General features: G+C 59.8%; 15 protein-coding genes and 1 pseudogene. 8 read left to right on the forward strand and 8 right to left on the reverse strand.

Annotated features, from left to right (window positions below):
* Nucleotides 1–10: 10 nt before the first annotated feature.
* The gene (locus tag KI612_RS07580; protein ID WP_226443209.1) at nucleotides 11–562 is read right to left on the reverse strand and encodes a DUF1439 domain-containing protein; all 552 of its coding nucleotides are present in this window, start codon (nucleotides 560–562) and stop codon (nucleotides 11–13) included.
* 270 nt (nucleotides 563–832) lie between these two features.
* Between KI612_RS07580 and KI612_RS07585 the strand changes: the two genes are divergently transcribed.
* Together KI612_RS07585 and acnB are read left to right on the forward strand one after the other, a co-directional pair.
* Nucleotides 833–1,036 (forward strand): tautomerase family protein, encoded by a 204-nt coding sequence (locus KI612_RS07585; protein WP_226443210.1) that lies wholly within the window; start codon nucleotides 833–835, stop codon nucleotides 1,034–1,036.
* A gap of 442 nt (nucleotides 1,037–1,478) precedes the next feature.
* A complete protein-coding gene (acnB, locus tag KI612_RS07590; protein ID WP_226443211.1) occupies nucleotides 1,479–4,067 on the forward strand; it encodes a bifunctional aconitate hydratase 2/2-methylisocitrate dehydratase in 2,589 nt (862 codons plus the stop codon).
* A gap of 86 nt (nucleotides 4,068–4,153) precedes the next feature.
* On the opposite strand, the gene KI612_RS07595 is transcribed toward acnB, so the two are convergent.
* Both KI612_RS07595 and KI612_RS07600 read right to left on the reverse strand, forming a co-directional pair.
* A complete protein-coding gene (locus KI612_RS07595; RefSeq protein WP_226443212.1) occupies nucleotides 4,154–5,617 on the reverse strand; it encodes a glycosyltransferase family 2 protein in 1,464 nt (487 codons plus the stop codon).
* Between the two features lie 25 nt (nucleotides 5,618–5,642).
* Complete coding sequence (locus tag KI612_RS07600) at nucleotides 5,643–5,873, reverse strand: hypothetical protein (protein ID WP_226443213.1); 231 nt, start codon at nucleotides 5,871–5,873, stop codon at nucleotides 5,643–5,645.
* 229 nt (nucleotides 5,874–6,102) lie between these two features.
* On the opposite strand from KI612_RS07600, the gene KI612_RS07605 reads away from it, so the two are divergent.
* Genes KI612_RS07605 through KI612_RS19825 form a run of 3 tightly spaced genes read left to right on the forward strand, consistent with a single transcriptional unit; the run spans nucleotide 6,103 to nucleotide 8,292 of the window.
* A complete protein-coding gene (locus KI612_RS07605; protein WP_226443214.1) occupies nucleotides 6,103–6,843 on the forward strand; it encodes an FkbM family methyltransferase in 741 nt (246 codons plus the stop codon).
* Nucleotides 6,816–7,868 carry a long-chain fatty acid--CoA ligase gene (locus KI612_RS07610; protein WP_264180829.1) on the forward strand — a complete coding sequence of 351 codons (1,053 nt, stop codon included), beginning with the start codon at nucleotides 6,816–6,818 and terminating at the stop codon, nucleotides 7,866–7,868. Before KI612_RS07605 ends, KI612_RS07610 begins: the two co-directional genes overlap by 28 nt.
* The gene (locus KI612_RS19825; RefSeq protein WP_404818082.1) at nucleotides 7,846–8,292 is read left to right on the forward strand and encodes an AMP-binding enzyme; all 447 of its coding nucleotides are present in this window, start codon (nucleotides 7,846–7,848) and stop codon (nucleotides 8,290–8,292) included. Before KI612_RS07610 ends, KI612_RS19825 begins: the two co-directional genes overlap by 23 nt.
* Before the next feature lie 509 nt (nucleotides 8,293–8,801).
* Here KI612_RS19825 and KI612_RS07620 read toward each other — a convergent pair.
* Nucleotides 8,802–10,331, reverse strand: a complete 1,530-nt coding sequence (locus KI612_RS07620) for a class I adenylate-forming enzyme family protein (RefSeq protein ID WP_226443215.1) — start codon at nucleotides 10,329–10,331, stop codon at nucleotides 8,802–8,804.
* 177 nt (nucleotides 10,332–10,508) lie between these two features.
* A complete protein-coding gene (locus tag KI612_RS19935; protein WP_404818106.1) occupies nucleotides 10,509–10,787 on the reverse strand; it encodes a hypothetical protein in 279 nt (92 codons plus the stop codon).
* On the opposite strand from KI612_RS19935, the pseudogene KI612_RS07625 reads away from it, so the two are divergent.
* Nucleotides 10,668–11,190, forward strand: a pseudogene (locus tag KI612_RS07625) (aconitase family protein); the annotation flags it as partial. The gene KI612_RS19935 and the pseudogene KI612_RS07625 sit on opposite strands and share 120 nt — an antisense overlap.
* 156 nt (nucleotides 11,191–11,346) lie before the next feature.
* Here the strand turns inward: KI612_RS07625 and KI612_RS07630 are convergent.
* From KI612_RS07630 to KI612_RS07640, 3 genes are all read right to left on the reverse strand, one after another.
* Nucleotides 11,347–11,898, reverse strand: coding sequence for a nuclear transport factor 2 family protein (locus tag KI612_RS07630; RefSeq protein WP_226443216.1), 552 nt, complete (start codon nucleotides 11,896–11,898; stop codon nucleotides 11,347–11,349).
* A 230-nt stretch (nucleotides 11,899–12,128) separates the two neighbouring features.
* Complete coding sequence (locus KI612_RS07635; protein ID WP_226443217.1) at nucleotides 12,129–12,581, reverse strand: YaiI/YqxD family protein; 453 nt, start codon at nucleotides 12,579–12,581, stop codon at nucleotides 12,129–12,131.
* Between the two features lie 3 nt (nucleotides 12,582–12,584).
* The gene (locus tag KI612_RS07640; RefSeq protein WP_226443218.1) at nucleotides 12,585–13,571 is read right to left on the reverse strand and encodes an MBL fold metallo-hydrolase; all 987 of its coding nucleotides are present in this window, start codon (nucleotides 13,569–13,571) and stop codon (nucleotides 12,585–12,587) included.
* A 128-nt stretch (nucleotides 13,572–13,699) separates the two neighbouring features.
* Here KI612_RS07640 and KI612_RS07645 point away from each other — a divergent pair, with 128 nt between their 5' ends.
* On the forward strand, nucleotides 13,700–14,215 hold the full coding sequence (locus KI612_RS07645) for a sigma-70 family RNA polymerase sigma factor (RefSeq protein WP_226443219.1): 516 nt from the start codon (nucleotides 13,700–13,702) through the stop codon (nucleotides 14,213–14,215).
* Nucleotides 14,216–14,223: 8 nt separating this feature from the next.
* On the forward strand, nucleotides 14,224–15,246 hold the full coding sequence (locus KI612_RS07650; RefSeq protein ID WP_226443220.1) for a FecR family protein: 1,023 nt from the start codon (nucleotides 14,224–14,226) through the stop codon (nucleotides 15,244–15,246).
* The last annotated feature ends 16 nt before the right edge of the window (nucleotides 15,247–15,262 follow it).

A 15,262-nucleotide genomic window follows, 5' to 3' on the forward strand; every position in this document is an offset into this window, starting at 1 on the left:
GTTGTTTGATTCACAGGGGCGACAAGGTGGCGACGACCTTGCCCGGTTCGATGCGCACCGAGCGCAGCAGCCAGCGCGCCGCCAGTTCCTGGGCGTTGCCGTTTTCGCGCAGGGTATAGACCGGCTTGCTGCGAAAGTAGGTGGTGATCAGTGAATTGACCACGCGGCGGGCGGAGGCTTCCGACTCGCGGGGCAGGGCCAGGGATTCGACCGTGTCGATGACGGGGTTTTCCAGGAAGAAGGCTTTGGCGTTGTCGTCGTAGCGGATGCCGGCGTTGCCGGTGACATCGACCGGTACCGCCGGGTTGCCCAGCAGGGCGATATTGACGCGGGCGCTGATGCCGACGCGGTTTTCCGGTGTGCCAAGCACGATGTGCGGCGCTTCGGCCAGGGCCACGGTCATCAGGCCGCCGTAATTGCGCGCCTGGGTGCCCGATTTGGCGAGTGCGTTCTGGATCTGCGCTTCTGAGAAGGCAATTTCCCGATCGAGAAAGCCGGCCAGTGCGCTTGAGGCATAGCCGAGCAGGGCAGCAAGAAGAAAAGTGGCGATTTTCTGTTTCATGAAAGGGCAGGGCGGCACAAAGTCGCAGTCTAGCAGGGCGTGCGGACGAACTGTATTTATCCCCGTTCTGGTCGGGCAAGTCTGTGGATAAGCTCTGGACAGGTCAGCTAGCACCTTGTCTCGCAAGGGAAAAAAGGCGTTGCCTATAAATTGGGCGATTTCGTGGCGGGTTGATTGATCTGAATCGGAGATGTCAGCTATCGCAATAATTCAATTTACGCGAAATTTTGCGTTGGCTAAGCTCAGCTTCCCAAGCAGAGAAAGAGACCCATGCCCTACGTCAATATCAAGATTACCCGCGAAGGCGCGACGCCCGAGCAAAAGGCCGAACTGATCGCCGGCGTCACCGACTTGCTGCGCGATGTGCTGGGCAAGAACCCCCAGACCACGGTCGTCGTCATCGACGAAGTGGACACCGACAACTGGGGTATTGGCGGCGAAAGCGTGACCCGGCGCCGTCTGCGCGGCAGCTGAGAGTTTTTGCGGCGCACTGGGGATAAACAACACTTATCCCCGTTCAGGTCGCGTAAGCCTGTGGATAAGCTCTGGATGGATTGCGCAAACCATTGACTGATTAGCGGTTTTTTTGAATCGCCTAAAAAATGGGCGATTTTTCCGCATGTGTTGAGCGAGCGTCTTATCCCCGTTTTCGTCGGGTAAGTCTGTGGATAAGCTCTGGGTAGATTCGGCAAGGCATTGACGGCACAAGGGTTTTGCTGGTTTGCCTGTTTTTTGGGCAGGCGACCGCCTGGATTGCCCGCATCGATTTTGGCCGATGGCAAAATCGATGAGATAACATATAATATATAAGACTTGCGAGCCGGCCTGGGGATGCAACAAGCCGAACCATTCGGTCGCCGCCATTGTCGTAAAATACCCGTTTCCCTAGAGCAACCCTTTACGAAAGGAAGTCGCCGTGCTTGAAGCCTATCGCGCCCACGTAGCAGAGCGTGCAGCCCTCGGTATCCCGCCGCTGCCCCTGTCCAAGCAACAGACCACCGAACTGGTCGGCCTGCTGAAGAATCCGCCGAAGGGCGAAGAAGCCGCTCTGGTCGAGCTGATCACCTACCGCGTTCCGGCCGGTGTGGATGATGCCGCCAAGGTCAAGGCCGAGTTCCTGGCCAAGGTTGCCAAGGGCGAAGAAGCCTGTGCCCTGATTTCCAAGGAAAAAGCCACCGAACTGCTCGGCACCATGCTCGGCGGTTACAACGTCAAGCCGCTGATCGACCTGCTCGCCTGCCCGACCTGCGGCAGCGTTGCCGCCGAAGGCCTGAAGAAGACCCTGCTGGTGTTCGACTTCTTCCACGATGTCGCTGAACTGGCCAAGGCCGGCAACGCCAATGCCAAGGCTGTCATGCAGTCCTGGGCCGACGCCGAGTGGTTCACCTCGCGTCCGGAAGTCCCGGCTTCGCAGAAGCTGACCGTTTTCAAGGTCACCGGCGAAACCAACACCGACGACCTGTCGCCGGCACCGGATGCCTGGTCGCGTCCTGACATCCCGCTGCACGCCCTGGCCATGCTGAAGAACCCGCGTCCGGGTATCGAAGCCGACGAGCCGGGTACGCGCGGTCCGTTGAAGCAACTGGAAAAGCTGGCTGCCAAGGGCAACCTGATCGCCTACGTCGGTGACGTGGTCGGTACCGGTTCCTCGCGCAAGTCCGCCACCAACTCCGTGCTGTGGTTCACCGGCGAAGACATTCCTTTCGTGCCGAACAAGCGTTTCGGTGGTTTCTGCCTCGGTTCCAAGATTGCCCCGATCTTCTTCAACACCATGGAAGATGCCGGCGCCCTGCCGATCGAAATCGATTGCAGCGCCATGGACATGGGCGACGAGATCGAACTGAAGGTCGATCAGGCTACCGGCAAGGTCACCGCCACCAAGAACGGTGCCGTGATCGCCGAATCGCAACTGAAGACCCTGGTGATCATGGACGAAGTCCGCGCTGGCGGCCGTATCCCCCTGATCATCGGTCGCGGCCTGACCACCAAGGCGCGTGAATTCCTCGGCCTGCCGCAATCCACGCTGTTCCGCCTGCCGCAAAACCCGGCCGACGACGGCAAGGGCTACTCGCTGGCCCAGAAGATGGTCGGCAAGGCCTGTGGCGTGACCGGCATCCTGCCGGGCACCTACTGCGAGCCGAAGATGACTACCGTCGGTTCGCAAGACACCACCGGCCCGATGACCCGCGACGAACTGAAAGACCTGGCCTGCCTCGGCTTCTCCGCCGATCTGGTCATGCAGTCCTTCTGCCACACCGCTGCTTATCCGAAGCTGGTCGACGTGCGCATGCACCGCGAACTGCCGTCCTTCATCTCGACCCGTGGCGGCGTTGCGCTGCGTCCGGGCGACGGCGTCATCCACTCCTGGCTGAACCGCCTGCTGCTGCCGGATACCGTCGGTACCGGCGGTGACTCGCACACCCGTTTCCCGATCGGCATCTCCTTCCCGGCCGGCTCCGGTCTGGTCGCCTTTGCCGCCGCCACCGGCGTCATGCCGCTGGACATGCCGGAATCCGTGCTGGTCCGCTTCAAGGGCAAGATGCAGGATGGCATCACCCTGCGCGACCTGGTTAACGCCATTCCGCTGTACGCCATCAAGGCCGGTCTGCTGACCGTCGAGAAGAAGGGCAAGAAGAACGTCTTCTCCGGCCGCATCCTGGAAATCGAAGGCCTGCCGGACCTCAAGGTTGAACAAGCCTTCGAACTCTCTGACGCCGCCGCCGAGCGTTCCGCTGCCGCCTGTGCGATCGCCCTGAACAAGGAACCGATCGTCGAGTACATGCGTTCGAACATCACCCTGATGAAGTGGATGATCGCCGAAGGCTACTCGGATGCCCGCACCCTGAAGCGCCGCATCAAGTCGATGGAAGAGTGGATTGCCAACGGTGAACTGCTCAAGGCTGACGCCAATGCCCAGTACGCCGCGGTTATCGAAATCGACCTGGCCGAAGTTACCGAGCCGATCCTGGCCTGCCCGAACGATCCGGACGACGTCAAGATCCTCTCCGAAGTCGCCGGCGCCAAGATCGACGAAGTCTTCATCGGTTCCTGCATGACCAACATCGGCCACTTCCGTGCCGCCGGCAAGGTCCTCGAAGGCAAGTCCGACATCCCGACCCGTCTGTGGATCGCTCCGCCGACCAAGATGGATGCGCTGATCCTGACCGAAGAAGGCTACTACGGCGTCCTCGGCAAGTCCGGCGCGCGCATGGAAATGCCGGGCTGCTCGCTGTGCATGGGCAACCAGGCACAGATCCGCAAGGGCTCCACGGCGATCTCCACCTCCACCCGCAACTTCCCGAACCGCCTCGGTATCGACACCCAGGTCTATCTCGGTTCCGCCGAACTGGCCGCCATGTGCGCCCTGGCCGGTCGTATCGTGACGGTGCCGGAATACATGGAGCAGATCAAGCTGGTGAACGCCAAGGCCGGTGAAGTCTATCGCTACATGAACTTCGACCAGATTCCGGAGTTTGTGGAACAGGCGGCGACCGTCGAGATGTAAATTCGCGAAAATCGGCCTGTTTTGCCGGTCGACCGTAGCAAGATGAAAAAGCCCCCGTCGGGAAACCGGCGGGGGCTTTTTGTCAGTTAAGCAGGCTGAATCCGTTCGCTGCCGTGTAGCCTCCACTTCTGCCAATGGATGCTGCCACACATGCCTGCACTACGAATTGTGTTGCCAAGAGCAGTTATGTAGCCGCGAAGATCGTCTCCTTTGCTCACGGGCACGGAGTCTTCGAGCATGAACGAGCGCGAGGACAATGCCGCTTCGGCATAGTCGCGGTATTCCTCGGCATTTCGCCAGTGCTGCCCCTCGGCAATGGCTTTATCCACCCTGGTTCCGAAGTCGGACAAGAATTTGTAGTGCAGGAAGGGGGCGACCAGTGGCGAGGGTCGTCCGTAACTGTCGAAGTGGGAGTTGAAATTCTGGTATCCGCCATGCTCGACAAAATACAGTTTTTGTTTGGTCATGATCGGCGGATTTTTGCCAGCTTGCTTAAAGCGTGCTCTGGGGCCGCTGAACAGAAAGAGTCGTTGTTCGTTCCAGTATGCTTTTGCATGCCGAACCGGGTCCATCCATTGGCACCAGTCGGAAAATGGACGACCGGGCTCATAAGGCGCCAATTGATCGCAGGGCTGCTCCGGGTATACATCAATCAACGGGGTGAAGACCCGGTTGAGGCCCATGCGTTCCGCACGGGCAATCAGACCTGAAATGCCTTCCTGCTCGCAACCCGGCCAGACGAGCAATTCATCGGCATCCGTCAGCAGCAGCCAGCGCTTCATCGCATGTCGCGGTCCTAGCTCATTGATCCACACCGTTCCAAAACGACTTGCCGCAAACATCTCTGCCGGAGCATGGTAGAGCGTCACGTCCGACTGCTCTCGCAAGTACTCAACCGTGCCGTCAAGCGAGCCATTGTCAATGAACAGAAATTCATCACAGCCCAGGCTGCGGTAGTGATGCAAATACCAGGGCAGTCTTGCGCGTTCGTCCTTGACGACGCAGGCAACGAGCACTTTGCCCTGACCCATCGGCGGCCGACTGGCTGAATCCAGCTTGCATGGAAAGTCGTCTGTTTCAACCGGAGGTGTGACGACGCCGCTACTTGTGTTGAGACGGGCTGCCAGAGCGAGCGTTTCCGGTTTTTGCGCGTAGCTGTGTTTCTGCTGCAGCACTGAATTTAGTTTGTCGGGATCTGGCTGAACCCCCAGAAATGCAAACAGGGGAGCAAGACCCTGCATCCCCAGGATCAGGCGCTCGTAGCGGACGACAAAGGCATGCTCATGATGTTCTGCGTACTCGAGAAAGATCCGATCAGCCTGCTGCAAGCTTTTGCGCAACTCCGCAGGATCGTGTTTTTTCCAGAAATCGCTGTCGCAGACTGCTTCGTGGGCGCGCGTATTGAAGATTATGGCAACGTCGGGCAAGAGCCGCGAAAGGAAATCAAGGAAATCCTGCAGACGCTCAAGGTGCTTGATGTAGCGGATTTCCTTAAACCCCCAATAGACATCCTCTTGCGCATCCGAGACGCCCAATTGTGCCCGAAGCATTGCACGCGCCTGCACTAGGAAAGCCTCAGGGGACACTTCTGCTGCGCCAAACCATGCGCTCGTGGGGGGGGCTGCTGGAATTCATGCCAAAGCCCGTTTTCGTTTGGATGAGCGACTTCCAGGCTAGGTACAGGCCCCAGCAGAAATCATGGTTTTCACCGCGAATCAGAACATTGGGCAGAGTGTTGAGCACACCTTGCAACAAGGTTGATCCGCTCCGTCCATAAGTCACCACCAAAATAGACTTGAATTTCATCAGGTATTCCCGGCTTTATTGATACGAAGCATGATTAAGCCTTTTTCTATGCTCATCAAGTCATGCGTTCAGTTTTCCTCCATTGAACATGTTTCGTACCCTTCTCAACAGGAAATTTACGGTTTTGCGTTATGGGCTTTGTCGGGAAAGTTGTTGATTAAGTCAGTATTTTTCCAATGGTGTAATCCCGCGTTAAAATTAAAAATTCCAATCAGGAAATCTAGACCTCATGCACGAGCTTGTTATCGGTCAAGACCAATTGCTGGCCAAGAACGAATATGGCTGGGTCTGTCTGCCGCGCTCCAGCGCGCATACCTACACCTCGCAGGCGGTGCTGGCAGGCCGGGTACACGAGCCGACGACCATCGAATACCTGCTCGAACATCACGGTGGCGAGGATATCGTGCATGCTGGCGCCGGCTTCGGCGACTTCCTGCCGGCGCTGGGCAAAGTGTGCAGCGGCAAAGTCTGGGCTTTCGAACCCAATCTCGAAAACTACCGTTCTGCCCGGAAGACCATTGAACTGAACGGGCTGACCAACATCGTGCTGCAAAATCTGGCGCTCGGAGCGCAGCCAGGTGCAGCCCAACTTCGCGTGATGGATGGCGAAGCCGCGATGGGCCCGCGCTCTGAAATCTGCGATGGCGAGACAGTTCTGGCGCACGAAAGCCAGCCCTGCGAAATCCGCACGCTGGATGAGTTGCTGCCTGAGGCAGCGGTCGCCATCATCCACCTTGATATCGAGGGCTACGAATTCGAAGCCCTGCGCGGGGCGGCCGGACTCATCGCCCGCTGCCGGCCACTGATCGTTCTCGAAATCGACGGTCGGGCGCTGGATTACAACCGCTTCATGGCATCAATTGATTACCGGCCTGTCGAACAGCTGATCTACAACGCCGGTGCGATGGTCTTCGTCAATACAGTTTATGCCCCGCTGACAACATGCCCGGAAACATCACCCTCGACCTGATCCGCTGGGCCGAAAAGACCCCGGATGCCCCCGCCCTGCTGTTCGGCAACGAGAGCATCAGCTACCGGCAACTCGACCAGACAGTCTGGAAACTGGCCCAGCATCTGTACGATCACGGTATCCGCCGGCAGCAGGTCGTCGCGCTGACGATAGGAAATGAAATCCTGCTCGCCGTCACGCTGCTCGCCGTCGCCCGGCTGGGCGCTGCGGGAATATCGCTGGCCCGCAGCATGGGTGCGCAGGAACGTCTCGCCGCTGCGCATCAGGCTGGTATCTGCTGGTTGCTGACGGACCATGAAACTGCAGCAATGAATGATGTGGCAACGATCCGCTTGGCTTCTGAGCCTGCCGCCTGGAACGCGACTCGCGTCAGGTATGGCATCCTCGAAGAATCACCCGTCGCCCCTTGGCAAATCATCCGTGGCTCTGGAACCACCGGCGAACCGAGACTGCTGCCGATCAGCCACGACCAGGCAGCCGCGCGCTTCCGTGGCCAGGCACTGGCGAGCTCGATTACTCCAGGAGACCGCCTGGCCGGGCTATCCGGCCTGGAGTTCTCGATTTCCAAGCATCGCCTGGGGTGGGCACTGATGGCGGGTGCCGCGTATGCAATCCTTGATCATGCAAACCCGCTGGATGACATTTCCCGCCTCGGTGTCTCGCTACTGGGAATTTCGGTAATGCATGCCGAGCAGATGCTGAGCAAACCGGACTCCACCGCCCGCCGCGCGCTCGAAGGCGTCCGCGGCATATGGAGCGCCGGCTCTGTGGTCAGCAACGACCTCAGGACACGGATACGCAGTCAGCTCAGCGAAAACCTGTGGATCGACTACGGCAGCAACGAAGCCGGCCACCTGACCCTGGCTCGCCCGCCCGATGTTTTCGACACGCCAGGCACCGTCGGTCGCAGTCTGCCTGGCAGTCGAACTGCAGGTCGTCGATGCCGAAGACCAGCCCCTGTCTGCCGGCCAAGTCGGCCATGTCCGCGTGCGCGGCGGCGGCATGATCGACGGCTACCTCGGTGACGAGGCGGCTACCAGGCAGTCCTTCCGGAATGGCTGGTTTTATCCAGGCGACATGGGCTTGCTGACGGCCGACGGGCAACTGGTGCACCGCGGCCGTTCCGACGAGATGATGATCGTCAACGGGATCAACATCTACCCGGAGGAAATTGAAAGTGTGTTGCGCGGCTATCCGGGAATCATGGACGTCGCAGTCGTGCCGCTGCATTCCAGAATCAGCCAGGACCTTCCGGTCTGCGCCGTGGTTACCTCTGCCGGCAGTCAGCCGACTGAAGCGAAAATGGACCGTTTCGTCAGGGAACGCATCGGGCACCGCGCGCCGGCACGGATCATCGTGCTCGACAGGCTGCACCGTAACGAACAAGGCAAGCTCGACCGAAAGGAACTGGCTCGTATCCTGCTGGCAAAAATCACAGGCGAGGCATGATGACTTCAATCTCGTGTGGTTGTGCCAATAGTGCTTCTTAGTCAGTGTTCTTAATTCCTTTGTTTCCTCTCGTCTTCTTGGCTGCACTACTTTAGGCTGGTGATGAGTTTTTTATACAGCATGGATTTCACAAGGATTTGATCTCAATCTCTAGTGGATCAGGCTACTAGATACAAAGACCGGTAAAGTCCGCTGATTTGTTGCTGCAACAATTTTGACCAGATCAGAGCGTTTGTGGTGGGGGTATGGTCGAGGTGTTTGTTGTGAAAATGGGTTGTTTTCCCTGGTTGACCGTAACAACGCCAAAGTCTCCCGTCAGAATACCGTTTGGGAGTGCCGCGGTCTGCTGGCTATCGAGCCGTCGTGCATGCTATTACGCACATCGACACCCTTGTTCACTGCGCTCTTGCATCTCCATTGATCTGGCCTGAATTGGTGCAGGAGGAGCGTTCTTTTGGGTGAGCTTCGCATCGTTCTCGTTTGATCTGGTGAGAAAAGCGTGGTGATACTTATTTTTGGGGTGTCAAATTTCCTGTCTTTTGGGATTTCGTGGTGTTGGCCCTGTTCTGTATTAGGCGAAGTTTCTCCTCAATGGCTTCCTTGAGCTTGGCCCTGATCAACTTACCCTGTTCGTTGCGCGGTATTTCAGGGAGTACGAATATGAATCTGGGCATGCGAAAGCCCAGGTGGTGATGCGCGAAATCGTTAAGTTCCTTTTCGCTGACAGTAGCCGATGGATGAAGCGTGACTGCGCATACCGGCACGTCCTGGTGGACCGCAGAATTTAACGGTATGACTGCTACGTCGCGCACGGCTTCGTGTTGTGACATGGTCAACTCGATTTCGGCGGGATAGATGTTGATCCCGTTCATGTTCATCATGTGGTCGGAGCGTCCGCAATAAATCAGCTGTTCGTCCTCCGACAGCCATCCCATGTCGCCGGGGTAAAACCAGCCGTCCCGGAAAGCCTTTTTGCTGGCTTCGGCGTCATGTAGATAGTGCTGGATCATCCACGGGGTTCTGACCCTGACATGACCTGTTTGTCCTCTTTCAATCACGTCCCCCCGGCTATCGACAATTTCGATCTCAACATCTGTCGCCGGGCGACCTACGGTTCCGGGACGATGCATCAGTTCTGACGGAGGCACCACGGTCAGGAGCCCCATCTCGTTGGTGCCATAAAATATCCATAACGCGCTTGTCAGCTGGGCTGCAACTCGCTGCCGCAGTCCATCACTTACCGTTGATCCGGCGACGAAGAGGGCGCGCAGGCTGGTTTTTCCGCGCTCCGGGGCATGCGCGACTGCTGCCAGAATTTTTTCTAGATGTACAACACCGGTATTCAATACGGTGATGCCGAAATCTTCACGGATCGATATGGGGTCGATTTGTTGCCGGTAAATGGACGCGACGGATCCACCTGCGAACAGGGCGGCAAACCACCAAACCTTGGAGGTGAGGTAATCAAGATGCGAAAGGGTTGCTAGTCGGTCGCTCGGTGACAGGAGTGTGGTTTTGCTGGTCAACCTGATGCGGGCAAGCAATTGCGAATGCTGGATGGCAAAGTACTTGGGGCGCCCGGTTGATCCAGAGCCGGTAATGATCAGGCAGGGGGCACTCGGTGAGTCATCGCTGATATCGTCGTCGCTGTCGGCTGTTTCTTTCGGCAACCTGAAAACATCCATGACGATTTGCGGGATATCAGGCAGGTTGGCAGATTTGCTCTCCGTGACCAGGATGCTGACACCCGCTTGGCTTGCCATATTTTTCTGCATGGTTGGCGGCACGCTGCGCGGTATCGAGAATGCCGTTGCGCCAATTCGAGCGGTTGCCAATATGGTGACAAGTAATGCAACTTCATCGTCAAAGCAGAGCCCGACGATAGCACCTGTCTTAACACCATGCCGGAAAAGCTGTCGTGCCGTGCCATGAACCAGATATTTCAACTGGGCAAAAGTCAACGTGCCAGCCGGCGCACTTACTGCCAGTGCGTCAGGTGTCGATCTTGCATACCTTAACACTTCATGCGAAATATTCATTCCGATGCTCCCACTTATCGGTATTGTGATGCCGCACTGGCTTTCGTTTCAGTCTTAACTGAAATTTCCGGCTTCAGTGAGATCCCTTTGGATGCCTGATTCCCACACTGGTCAGCGAATGCGGCAGGTGTTATCCAGCCTTGTAAGCTTTTTCCGAGGGGGCGATTCCCATTTACGTTATAGCAACGTCGCCGTGCCTTGATTTTGCCTTTTGCATCCTCCAAGGACAATAGCCAGTGCCTGTTCAAGCACATTCGGCATAAACCAGGTAACCGAAATTCTCGCAAGGAAGCGTTCGAGCTGGTTGGCGAAGGCCTGCCTGTCGGCCAGGCCGAAGTCACCGAGCCGATCCTGGCCTGCCCGAACGATCCGGACGACGTCAAGATCCTGTCCGAAGTCGCCGGCGCCAAGATCGACGAAGTCTTCATCGGCTCCTGCATGACCAACATCGGCCACTTCCGTGCCGCCGGCAAGGTCCTCGAAGGCAAGTCGGACATCCCGACCCGCCTGTGGATCGCCCCGCCGACCAAGATGGATGCGCTGATCCTGACCGAAGAAGGCTCACGGCGTCCTCGGCAAGTCCGGCGCGCGCATGGAAATGCCGGGCTGCTCGCTGCGCCCTTAAGGAAGTACCCTTGGGGTATGTATGGGCAACCAGGCACAGATCCGCAAGGGCTCCACCGCGATCTCCACCTCCACCCGCAACTTCCCGAACCGCCTCGGTATCGACACCCAGGTCTATCTCGGTTCCGCCGAACTGGCCGCCATGTGCGCCCTGGCCGGCCGCATCGTGACTGTTGCGGAATACATGGAGCAGATCAAGCTGGTGAACGCCAAGGCCGGTGAAGTCTATCGCTAGATGAACTTCGACCAGATTCCGGAGTTTGTGGAACAGGCGGCTACGGTCGAGATGTAATTCGCGAAAATCGACGTTTTTTCAGCGTCGACCGCTAAAAAGCCCCCGTCGGCTCAGTGGCAACTGAGCGGCGGGGGCTTTTTTACCTACCGGCGGCGCTCAGTTAGCGGCGAAGGTTTCATTTTCGATCAACCAGCGGCCGTTGTTGCGGCGAACTTGCAGCGTCTTGGTGCCGTGGTCCTCGAGGCGGTCGGAGGTGTAGTCGAGGGCGAAGCTCAGCGTGGCGCGGTCGTTGCTGCCGAGTTCGATGGCGGTTTCACCTATCTTGAGATCGATGAACCTGGCCTGGCCGATGATGCGCTTGCGGGCGGCACGCCACTCTTCCGGGCTGTCGCTGTTACCGGCGTAGCCCGGCGCGTAGAAGGCGAGGTAGGTCGCGGTGTCCTGTTCCGACCAGGCCTTGCTCCATGCTTGCACCAGGTTGCGCAACTCGCCTTCGGCCTTTTCGCTGGGCGTGGCCAGGTGTTCGCCGCTGGGTGCCGGCGTCCCCGCCGCGGGCGGCAGGGCCTGGAGCATTGTATCCGGGGGCGCCGGCAAGGGCTGCGCACCGGAAAAGTCGGAAAAGATGCTGCTCAGGCTGAGTGCGAACATGCCGACGCCGATCGAGATGGCGGCCAGCTTGATGCCTTGTCCTGTTTTGTCGTTAGCCATTTCTGCTCCCTATGATTGTTGAATGGTTTGGTGACCAGGCAGCATTATTGAGCAAAAAATGATATTTAATCGATAATATGAAACTTATGGCGTCATAAATTTTCATATATTTAGCTTGTTTGCAAATGGCGCCGCGCATGATCCGGGGCGCTGTCCGGATACCTGATCCGAGCTGCCATGTCGGGCAAATTTGCGTTTTTTACCGGTCGACCGGTACGGGCCGGCCTTTTTCAGGTCGTCGGGATTCGCGCCAGAAAACGATCAAGCTGGTTGGCGAAGGCCTGTCGGTCGGCCTGGCCGAAGGCGGCGGGGCCGCCGGTGTCGACGCCGGCACTGCGCAGTTCTTCCATGAAGTTGCGCATGGCCAGGCGTTCGCGGATGTTGGCGGTGGTGTACATCTCGCCGCGCGGGTTGAGGGCGTGGCCACCGCGCCCGATGACCAGCGAGGCGAGCGGGATGTCGGCGGTGATCACGAGATCGCCCGGCTGCACCTGCTCGACGATGTGCGCATCGGCGACGTCGAAGCCGCTCGGCACCTGGATGGCGCGAATGAACTTCGACGGCGGCGTGCGCAGCATCTGGTTGGCAACCAGCGTCGTCTGGATCTGCCGGCGCTCGGCAGCGCGGAAGATGATTTCCTTGATCACGCCGGGGCAGGCGTCGGCATCGACCCAGATCTGCATGCCTTATTTCCCGGTGGTCGACGGCGCCAGCGGGGCAAATTCGGCCGGCACCCAGGCATAGCCTCCCTTTTGTTCCTTGCGGACATGGCCGATGCCGGGGAAGGGCAGGTGCATGCCGGCGACCAGCAGGCGTTCTTTTGCGGCCTGCGCGAAGATGCGCTTGCGGGCGAGCACCGCCTGCTTGGGATCGTTGTCGAACTCGATGGCGACGTCGGGGCGGGCGAACTGCACGGCGTGGTTGTGCACCAGATCGCCGAGTACCAGCAGCTTGTCGTTGCCGCTCTCGAACAGGTAGCTGGCGTGGCCCGGCGTGTGGCCGTGCGTATCGACGCTGCGGATGCCGGCGAGCAGTTCGCGGTCGCTGTCGAAGGTCTTCCACTTGCCGGCGGCGCGGTAGGGGGCGGCGGCATCGCGCGCCATCTTGAAGAAGCCCTGCATTTCGGCCGGTGCCTGGGCGGCGATGCTTTCGCTCAGCCAGAAATCGTTGTCGGCCTGCGCCGACCAGACTTCGGCATTGGCGAAGACGGCCTTGCCTTCAGGCGTGACCAGGCCATTGACGTGGTCGCCGTGCAAATGGGTGACGAGCACCGTGTCGACCTGTTCCGGCGTGTAGCCAGCAGCTTTCAGGTTGGCGACGATATTGCCGAGGCCCGGCCCGAACAGCTTGGCGGCGCCGGCATCGACTAGCACCAGCTTGCTGCCGGTATTGACCAGATAGGCATTGACCGCGGTCTGCACCTTCGGACCCTGCAGGAACTGGCGGGCGAGCAGGCGCTGCACGTCGCGTTTCTGGACGTTCTTGAGCAGTTTTTCGTCGAGGTCGATGGCGCCGTCGTAGAGCGCGGTGACTTCAAAAGCACCGACTTGCAGACGGTAATAGCCGGGAACCTGGGTCTGCTGCTGCGGTGCGGCGGCGCTCGCGAAGCCGGCGACGAGGATGCAGAGGCCGGCAAGGAGCAGGCGGGCCAGCGCTTGAGGCTTGTGGATCATGGCGTTCTCCTGGTTGGGGAGGGCAAGTATCCCATGACTGAGCGCGCAGATGGATTGACGCAGCGGATTTTGACTGGGAGAATGATAACGATTCTCAACAAAACGCAGTTTTTCGACAGGGTGTACTCGTGAATATCGCGGCCAATCCCACCGATGCCATCGCTCAGCTCTATGCGAGTCACCACGCCTGGCTGCATGCCTGGTTGCGCCGCAAGCTCGGCTGCAGCCACGGCGCCGCCGATCTGGCGCAGGACGTGTTCGTGCGCATTCTCGCCTCTCGCGATGCGCTGTGCGGCATGCGCGAGCCGCGCGCCTACCTGACGACGACGGCGCAGCGGCTGATGGTCGATCGCATCCGGCGCGAGGTGATCGAGCGCACCTATCTCGCCGAGCTGGCCATCGTCATGGAAAACGCGCCGACGCACCCGTCGCCCGAACAGATCCTGCTCACCCTGGAAGCGCTCGGGCAGATTGCCGACCTGCTGGCCGGCGTCTCGGCCAAGGCGCGCGAAGCCTTCCTGCTGCATTATCTGGAAGAGCGCTCGCATGCCGAGATTGCCGCGCAGTTGCAGGTCTCGACCCGCATGGTGCACAAGTACCTGGTGCAATGCCTGGTCCAGTGCGCCGCGGCGCGCCCGGATTGAGCCCGGGCATGCAGGCCGGAGCCGACTCCGTCGCCGCCCAGGCGGCCGAATGGATTGTCCGCCTGAGTGCCGACGATGCCGGCGAACAGGCCGAGCTGGCGCAGCATTTCGCTGCCTGGCGCGCGGCCGATCCGCGGCACGAGGCGGCCGCCGGGCGCATGGAGGCGATGCTCGGCGAGTTGCAGGCGGTGCGCCGCAGCGGTGCCGCCCGCCCGGCCGGGCGGGCGCTGCGTGCCGCGCTGGGCGGCAAGGGGCGCAGCGGTGCCCGGCGCGGTGTCGCGCTGGCCCTGCTGCTTGCCGGCCTGAGTTTCCTTCCCGCCTGGTTCGGCCTGGCCGGCCAGGAACCGGGCTACTGGCTGACTGATCTGCGCTCGGCCGCCGGCGAGTGGTCGACGACCCGTCTGGCCGATGGCAGCACCATCGCGCTGGCCGGGCTCAGTGCGGTCAACCTCGCTTTTGATGGCAAAACGCGGCGCGTCGAACTGGTCCAGGGCGAGATCCTGGTCGATGTCGCGCACGACGCAACGCGGCCCTTCATTGTCGCGACCGAACATGGCAGCGTACGGGCGCTGGGCACGCGCTTCACGGTACGCCGCGAGGCCGGGGCGACGGTCGTCACCATGCTCGCTTCGCGCGTCGAGGTACGTCCGGCCGAGGCAGCCGCAGGGAGCGCCGGCGCGCTGGTCGTGCAGGCCGGCGAAAGCGTCCGTTTCAATGCCGACCGCCTGTTGCCGCCCGCGCCGGTCGATCCGCCCAGTGTCGATCGCGCCTGGGCGCAGCGCCAGTTCGTCGCCCAGGAAATGCCGTTGCCCGACGTGCTCGATGAACTCGACCGGCAGCGCCCGGGGCGCATCGTCTTCGACCGGGCGGCGCTGGCCGGGCTCAAGGTGACGGCCGTCCTGCCGCTGACCGATACCGACCGCGCCTTGCAACTGCTGGTCAACAATTTCCCGGAATTGAGCATCCGCAGCTACTCGCCTTATCTGGTAACGGTCGACATGGCGAAAAACCCGAAAACCACGGCCCGGTAATTTTTTTTGCTTTTCC

The sequence above is a fragment of the Quatrionicoccus australiensis genome (genome assembly GCF_020510525.1).
GTDB classification, from domain to species: domain Bacteria; phylum Pseudomonadota; class Gammaproteobacteria; order Burkholderiales; family Rhodocyclaceae; genus Azonexus; species Azonexus australiensis_B.